The following is a 7,749-nucleotide window of genomic DNA, read 5'->3' as shown; positions in this document are numbered from 1 at the left end:
ATCAATGTTCTGTTATATCGAACTGACGTTAATTCACTAATTGTCTTACAAATTCATTGGCAGGGTGTTGTTTAATCATTTCGGGGGTGTCGTATTGTTGAATAATTCCCTTATCTAATACTAATACTTTGGTACCCAGTGTTAAGGCTTCGGCTATGTCGTGAGTAACAAATACGATAGTAGCCCCTGAGAGCTGATGCAGCACTTTGAGCTCTCGCTGTAGCTGCTGACGGGTAATGATGTCTAATGCTCCAAAAGGCTCGTCCATTAAGATGATAGAGGGGCTTGCGGCTAAGGCACGAGCGATACCCACCCGCTGCTGCTGTCCGCCCGAAAGCTGGTGAGGGAATCGGTTGGCAAGTTCGGGGGGAAGGTTTACTTGTTGTAGTTTTTCGGTTACAATGTGTGTGATGTCGGTTTTAGAGTAGTTTTTCAGACGGAGTACATAAGCAATATTCTCAGCAACAGTGAGGTGCGGGAAGAGGATATTCCCTTGAATTACATAACCTATGTTGCGGCGTAAGGCAATGAGGTCTTCCTCCAAAATATTCTTGCCGTCAATGTATATTTCGCCCTTGTCGGGCAATACCAATCCGTTAATCATTTTTAGTACGGTGGTTTTGCCAGAGCCCGAAGTGCCTATGATGGTGAGGAAAGTACCGCTTTCAATGGTCAGATTGAAGTCAGCAATAATTTCCTTACCATTATAATTTTTGTGTATATGAGAAAAAGTAATCATCGTTGTGGGTCTAAAAGTCCTTTTTGTAGCAGATAGTTTTTAGCAACTTCTTCAGGTCGTTTCCTTTCAGTTTCTACTAAGAAGTTGAGGTGCGCCATCGTGGTATTGTCTATTAGCTGGTTCAGCTTTGCCAAAGTAGTGCGCAGGGTGGGGTAGGTGGTCAGTAGCTCGGTGCGTACCACCGTGCCTGCCTTGTAGGAGGGGTACATATTACGGTCGTCTTGCAGTACCACCACCTCACTTACCGATAGCTGTCCGTCGGTAGTGAATACTACCATAGCATCAATCTTCTTATCACGCATCGCTTGGTATTTCAGTCCGATGTCCATATCGAGTACCTTTCTAAAGAGCATTCCATATACCTCTTGTAGTGCTTTGTAACCGTCTTCTCGCTCAAAGAAGTCGTATTCAGCCCCAAAGATAAGTCGCTCGCTCACCTTAGCCAAGTCAGTAAAGGTTTTGAGCTGGTATTTTTGAGCCATTTCCTTGCTCACTGCCAAGCTATAAGTATTGTTGAAGCCATATAGGTTAGCCCATTCCAATCCGTATTGCTTTTTATAGGCAGTTTCTAAGTCGGCAAACTTGTTCTCGTTGTAAGGGTCTTTGCGTTTGAGTACTGCTTCCCACGCGGTGCCGGTGTACTCGGGGTAGATATCAAAGTCTCCGCGCAACATTGCTGGGTGAATGTTGGAGGTGCCACCTCCTACACCATTGGTCAGTCGTACCGAAAGCCCCGTGTCTTGTTCAATAAGCAAGGTGAGCATTTGCCCCAGCAAATAGCTTTCGGTCATCGGCTTGGTAGCGATATGAATATCTTTCGTCTTTTTTGGCGAAAGCACAAAGAAGAGAGTGATGAGCAGTGCCAAAATTCCTATTCCTACCAGCTTTAGCGGATTGCGCTTATAGACAACTTCACGATGCACCAATCGTTGCTCTACTTTTGCCAAAAGAAAATCAAAACCTAAAGCCAAGAGGGCTATCAGCACACTGCCTATGAGGGTCATCGCACTATTATTGGTAGTGATACCTCTGTAGATAGCCACCCCCAAGCCCCCGGCACCTACAAACGAGGCAATCCCTGCCAGCGCAATGGTCATCGTTACCATATTGCGAATACCCGACATCAGTACAGGCAGGGCTAAAGGAAGTTTGATTTTCCAAAGCAGTTGCCTGCGGGTGCTACCCATTGCCTCTGCAGCTTCTACAATCAGCGGATTGATTTGGGTAATACCCGTATAAGTACTGCGGATAATAGGCAGTAAAGCATAGAGTATTAGAGCAATAAGAGCCGTGAGGTTCCCTACCCCCGTAATAGTGATAAAGAAACCCAATAAAGCGATAGAAGGGATAGTATAGAGCACATTCACAGCCCCCAAGAGCCAAACGGCATACTTGCGGTACTCGCTGATAAAGATTCCCAATAGCACCCCTATAAATGTTGCGATAACAATTGCCAAGAGCGAAATAAGCAAATGCTCAGCAGTCAGGTGCAGGAAGAACGGCGCTTCCTCACGAAGAAGAGTGATAAAATTTACCAATGTGTTGATGTGTTAATTTACCAATGTGATAATGGTGCAAAGATAAAAATAATTAGCCAATTGCCTTGCTTCTTCTAAAGTAACGGTTTTGCCTACAGCACCAGCTTCGTGTAGGTCACCGAATACTTCTATACGGATAGACTGATTGAGAGCGCTGTTTCCTAAGCCTATAACGGCAATTTTTTGTTCTGTTTTCATTTTAATAATACGTTTAAAATTCTGGTGCAAAGGTACGGCGATACGGCAGGCGAAAGCAATAAAGTATTTTAAGAAATACCCTTAAACTATTTTAATCTTAACAATTCGGCTTTTACATTGCTAAGCGATACGGGAGTAATCCCCAAAAAAGCAGCAATTTGCGTTTGTGGTAGTCGTTGTAGTAGGTGAGGATAGGCTTGGGTGAAGTATCGGTATTTTACTTGTGCCGAAGCACTGATACTCAATAGGAAGCGTTGTTGAAGTTGGGCGTAGGCTTCTTCTATCAACACACGGAAGATGCGGTTAAACTTAGGCGAATAGCCGTAGAGTTGAAATAAATCCTCTCGTTTTATCTGTAGTACAGTGGTGTTTTCGAGGGCATCAATACTGAACTCTGAAGGTGTTTCTTTATAGAGGCTCATTAGGTTGGATATCCACTCGTTTTCAGCAGCGAAATGTACAATATGCTGGGTGCCTTTCTCGTTGATGGTGTACATCCGCAGGCAACCACTTACTACAAAATTGAGCACGTGGCACACATCGCCTTCCTGCAAGATGTATTGCTTCTTGCGGTACAAACGTGGCTGAAAAGCCTCAGTTACATAGGCTTTCTCTTCGGCGTTAAGCGGAATAATCTTCTCAAAATGATTGATAATTGGGGTGATATAGGGTTCCATAGTATTCATTTGTTCAGGTAAAGGAAAATATAGCAGAGTTTTTACAGGTTAATTTTTAGAGGATTGCTTGATTTTATCGAGTTTTATCCCTAACCAAATGACGAATGACGAATGACGAATGATGAGTGCAAAAGTAGTGAATAATTTGCTAATTAGCAAATTTGCTAATTACTTCATACGCTCTGCCAATAGGAATTTCTGTCTCACCTATATACACAAATTGGTGGGTGTAGGAAGTAATGTGTTGTATATTCACAACATAACTCTTATTAACGCGTACAAATACCGACTCAGGGAGCTGGCTATGTATGTTTTTGAGATTAATCCACGTGATGTATTTATCGGTAAAAGTGTGGATAATCACGTAATCTTTCAATGCTTCTATATATAAGATATCGTTATGAGGAATGCGGTAATTGCGTCTATTGGCGCGGATACTGATGTATTGCGTATCGGTAGCTTCAAAGTCGGTTTTCTGCTGCGAGAGCAGTTGAAGATAACTTTCGGCTTTGGCAACGGCTTTTTTAAATCGTTCGGGAGTAATAGGCTTTACTAAATAGTCGAGGGCATCTACTTCATAGCTGTCTAAGGCATATTGGCTGTAGGCGGTAGTAAAGATAACCAAAGTATGTTCAGGTAAGGTTTTGGCAAACTCCAAGCCGTTTACCCCAGGCATCTCTATATCCAAAAAGAGTAAGTGCACTTCGTTCTTTTTCAGAAAGTCGGCGATGCCTACAGTGTTTTTGAAGGTGCCTACTACATTCAAATGACTGTATTGCCTGATGAGGCGCTCCATACCGATACGCGCTAAGGGTTCATCGTCTATTATCAAACAATTCATAGTTGTAGAACTAAGGTTACTATATATTCTTGTGGTAGAGCTTCTTGCAACAGCTTAAAACGGTCGTCATAGAGCAGTTCTAACCGCCGGCGGAGGTTAGTTAATCCTATACCGCTGAATTTTTGTTGAGGATTAGGTTGCAAAGGTACGGAATTGCGCACAGAAAAGTGTAACCATCCTTCTTTTTGTTCACATTTCATATAGATATAGGTAGGAGCAAGGGCATCAATACTGTGTTTTACAGCGTTTTCGGCTAAGATAAGCAGTATATTAGGAGGCAGTTGTATGCCTTGTATATTCTTTTCGTTGTAGGTAATCTCATAAGTAAAATCATCACGGCGCATCGCTTCCAAAGAAAGAAAATCGGTGAGAAAACGCAATTCAGAAGAGAGGAAAACTCGCTCTTCGTGCGATTGATAGAGCAAATGCCGTAGGAAATCGGATAGTTTTGCGATGCTATAAGAGGCTTTTTCGGGGTCGATATACAACAATGTGTTGATACTATTGAGCATATTGAACAAAAAGTGCGGTTGTATCTGGCTTCTCAGGGCTTGTAGCTCACTTTTGGCAGCTTGTTGTTCTAATTCTTGCATCTTTTCGGTGCTTTTTATCCACAATTGGAATATTTTTATGAGTGTGGATAGCATTATAAAGGGCAATAAACTCAATAATGAAAAGATAAATAGGGTAGGGATAGGCAAAAGCATCGCTTTTTTAAGGTCTTCGCTGATAACGTATTCTCTCCATATTACTGTGTTTAGGTAATAGGTAAGCACTTGGCAAACAAAGAGTATTCCAACAAGACTGATAGTATAGCTAATAAGCTTGCCTCTAAATAAGAACTTCGGAATCAGTACATAGAGGTTTAGGTAAAAAGCGATGGTGATAACGAACCATCTTTCTATCCAATCTAAATGGTCGATAACCCCCTTGTATGCGCCCCATTCTTTGGTTGTTAGGAAGAATAAAAGCAATAAGCTACAACCTGCTATATGCCGATAAATGCGGTATCTATCAGCTATAAGAAACTGCAAGAAGAGATTGTTCTTCAAAAATATGTATGGATTTTCGGTAGTCATTAGTGAGAGGGCGTTGTTAGTCGTTAACCATTAAAATCTGTATCCTAGTCCTACAAGGATAGAGCGTGTGCGCAAATAGTCGCTACTGTGGCGAGGGTCTTCGGTAAGGAGATTGGCTAATCCTAAGTAGAAATTGGTTTCTATAAAGAGTTTTTCGTTGAAGTTGTATTCTAAACCGAAGAGTGCTCCATAGTCAAATTTTTCAATATCCTTTCTGGTAAATGAACGGTATTTGTCTTTAAAAGAAGTAACCCAAGGGATATAACTCACATAGCCTCCTACTTTAGGACGGAACCCACTGATATCGTATTTGATAGCCAGAGGCACATCAATTCTGTGAAGCATTGTTTTTCCCTTTCCTGTAGTGGAATGATTGGTATATATTGCCCTAAGATCTAACAATAATTTCTCAGAAGCAGGGATTTCAACAAAGAAACCACCATAAGAAGAGGTGCTAAAAGGCTTTTTGTCAGTTTTGTTTTGTCCTTCATAGCGGTCGTCGTGAACATCTTTGCTCATCAATCCAATTCCACAACCCGAATGGACGCCAAATTTTACTTGTGCTGTAGCCGTAGCGGTGAACGCTATCAAGGCTATAATTGTAATTATTCTTTTCATTTTTTTATATGTGTTTTAAATTAATACTATAGAAATTGTATCTTTCCATTTCCTTTGATGTCTGTGCTTTTTTGAGGAGGGTTCCCAAAGATAATGATATATCCATATCCTTTGATTTTAGCTTGTACTTCCTCAGTAACCAATGCTTCTATATTCCCTGCTCCGATTATAGAAAGGATTGCTTTACGAGTACTTAGTTCCTTACCTAAAAAGTTGCCATCGCCTTTAGGGGGCGTTTGCAAAACGCCCCTACATAAAGTGATTGATTATCAGAGTAGTCAACTTTGCCAAAGGTCGTAGCATAATCGTTCATTGTTAATTACTTAATTGTAATTCCCGCTGCAAAATACAACGCAGGCAAAAACACACTCGAGCGCGCACTACCGTCTTCATTTTTAGCTTCAGAGGCAAACATCGCACTGAGGGTACGTTCTCTATAACGCCCCGAACGGATAAAACTACCGCCAAAAGTCACCGGAATGCTAATATGCTTACCCAGTTTAAACTCAGGTTCTAATCCCACAAAAAAAGTTTGCGAAGAGAACATTTCTTTTTGTCCGTTGCGTCTTAGGTATGCCAAATAACCTCCTATATTAGCTACTAATTTCAAGCTGAGGTTTTCGCTATAATCATAGCCAAAAGCTACTTTCGTACCGTCAAGTAGATTGATATCTATAGTGAATTTATCAGAAAAACCACCTTTGTATTTCAAATAAAATGCAGGAAACACCATAGGATAACCAAAACTGTTGTTAAGAGCCACGCCACCTCCTATTTCAAAGTTAGGTCTCCAATGCCATACAAATACCAAAGCCCCATTAGCCAAAACATTTTCGCCTATACGGATAGCCGATAGTCTATTTTCAGGGGTATAGCTTCCTATACCCAGAGCCATCAACATAGACCAACGCTCTTTTAACGGACGTAAGTGAAGCACTGTTGCTCCCAAGTTCATCACCTCTGAAGGGAGTTCTTTGCCGATAGGAAAGTTGTGGTTGTTCATCTTTACAAAGGTGCCGTTAAGCCCTACACCCCATACGGTAGGTCGCTGGTAAGGGTCATCTTCCTCAGGGGCTTGCATAGAGAGGAGAGCCATTGCTCCCACAGAGTAGATCATAGCAGAGCCATCGCCTATATTGCTGTCGCTTACTGCATCGTAGAACTTGGAATTGCTTATATACTCCGTTTTTACACTGATTTGCGCTGAAACACTTACTACAAAGAGCAGTGCTATAAAAGTTATTATCTCTTTCACTATAATAAAGATTTAAGTATTACAGTGGCAAAAGTACAGAGAAAAGGGGTTATAAGAAGAATAAAAAGGTGTTTTCTATACCAAAAGCAGGAATTGTTAGACTAATTTGAGGCTGTTGACCAATTTATTATATCTCAAAAATTTTATCTAAAACAAAGGTGAAAGTTCCTTTAGGGGAGTTGTATACAGCCGATAGCATTTTTTCGGCTAATATTTCGGTAGGCATAGGGCAGTAACGTTTGAAGAGTCCTATTTTGTTGAGGAGAACAATCATTTTGAGACCCAATTGCTCTCCTTTTCTATCCGACCCTTTGCGCACTAATACTGAGGGTTGGAAAATGAGCAAGCGCGAGAAACCAAGTGCTTTCACAGCATCTTCTAACTGTCCTTTCATACGGTTGTAGAACATTTTAGACTGTGCATTTGCCATTGCTGCCGAGACGAGTACAAAAGTAGGTACTCTATTGGCTTTACACTGCTGTGCGAAGTGATATTGATAATCGTAATCCACGCGCCATTGGGCTTCTTTACTACCTGCCACAGCTAAGGTAGTTCCCAAGCAAGAAAAAGCCACATCGCCGTGCAACAAATCTGCCCACGCCTCGGGAGTCTCGAAATTGACTACGTGAGCGTGTAGCTTGGGGTGGGTGAGGGCTAAGGGTTTACGCACAAAGCAATGTACTTCGGCATAAGTGTCGTCAGCTAAAAGTTGCGACAATAAATCTTTTCCGGTGGCGCCTGTGGCGCCGATAATGAGTGCTTTCATAATAACCTTAATTCCGCAGCATAAATTCTTGTGAGAAC

10 protein-coding genes are annotated in these 7,749 nt (G+C 41.6%); all 10 read right to left on the bottom strand.

Going from position 1 to position 7,749, the window contains the following annotated elements; genetic code table 11:
* Positions 1-28: 28 nt before the first annotated feature.
* Positions 29-739, bottom strand: a complete 711-nt coding sequence (locus HMPREF9073_RS00450; protein WP_009412017.1) for an ABC transporter ATP-binding protein — start codon at positions 737-739, stop codon at positions 29-31.
* A complete protein-coding gene (locus HMPREF9073_RS00445) occupies positions 736-2,277 on the bottom strand; it encodes a glycine betaine ABC transporter substrate-binding protein (RefSeq protein ID WP_009412016.1) in 1,542 nt (513 codons plus the stop codon). The genes HMPREF9073_RS00450 and HMPREF9073_RS00445 overlap by 4 nt, the downstream gene beginning before the upstream one ends.
* 12 nt (positions 2,278-2,289) lie before the next feature.
* The gene (locus tag HMPREF9073_RS00440) at positions 2,290-2,475 is read right to left on the bottom strand and encodes a hypothetical protein (RefSeq protein ID WP_009412015.1); all 186 of its coding nucleotides are present in this window, start codon (positions 2,473-2,475) and stop codon (positions 2,290-2,292) included.
* Positions 2,476-2,561: 86 nt separating this feature from the next.
* Positions 2,562-3,152 (bottom strand): Crp/Fnr family transcriptional regulator, encoded by a 591-nt coding sequence (locus HMPREF9073_RS00435; RefSeq protein ID WP_034554987.1) that lies wholly within the window; start codon positions 3,150-3,152, stop codon positions 2,562-2,564.
* Between the two features lie 148 nt (positions 3,153-3,300).
* Positions 3,301-3,993, bottom strand: a complete 693-nt coding sequence (locus tag HMPREF9073_RS00430; protein WP_009412013.1) for a LytTR family DNA-binding domain-containing protein — start codon at positions 3,991-3,993, stop codon at positions 3,301-3,303.
* Positions 3,990-5,072 (bottom strand): sensor histidine kinase, encoded by a 1,083-nt coding sequence (locus HMPREF9073_RS00425; protein WP_009412012.1) that lies wholly within the window; start codon positions 5,070-5,072, stop codon positions 3,990-3,992. The genes HMPREF9073_RS00430 and HMPREF9073_RS00425 overlap by 4 nt, the downstream gene beginning before the upstream one ends.
* Positions 5,073-5,102: 30 nt before the next feature.
* A complete protein-coding gene (locus HMPREF9073_RS00420; protein WP_009412011.1) occupies positions 5,103-5,690 on the bottom strand; it encodes an outer membrane beta-barrel protein in 588 nt (195 codons plus the stop codon).
* Between the two features lie 26 nt (positions 5,691-5,716).
* Complete coding sequence (locus tag HMPREF9073_RS00415) at positions 5,717-5,932, bottom strand: GIN domain-containing protein (protein WP_009412010.1); 216 nt, start codon at positions 5,930-5,932, stop codon at positions 5,717-5,719.
* Between the two features lie 77 nt (positions 5,933-6,009).
* Complete coding sequence (locus tag HMPREF9073_RS00410) at positions 6,010-6,945, bottom strand: DUF6268 family outer membrane beta-barrel protein (RefSeq protein ID WP_009412009.1); 936 nt, start codon at positions 6,943-6,945, stop codon at positions 6,010-6,012.
* Positions 6,946-7,072: 127 nt separating this feature from the next.
* Entirely contained in the window at positions 7,073-7,711 is a 639-nt protein-coding gene (locus HMPREF9073_RS00405) for an NAD(P)H-binding protein (RefSeq protein WP_034554985.1), read from the bottom strand.
* Positions 7,712-7,749 lie beyond the last annotated feature (38 nt).

Source organism: Capnocytophaga sp. oral taxon 326 str. F0382 (assembly GCF_000318295.1).
Lineage (GTDB): Bacteria > Bacteroidota > Bacteroidia > Flavobacteriales > Flavobacteriaceae > Capnocytophaga > Capnocytophaga periodontitidis.
Note: the sequence above shows the minus strand (reverse complement) of the source record. Positions and strands in the feature narration are given on the sequence as shown.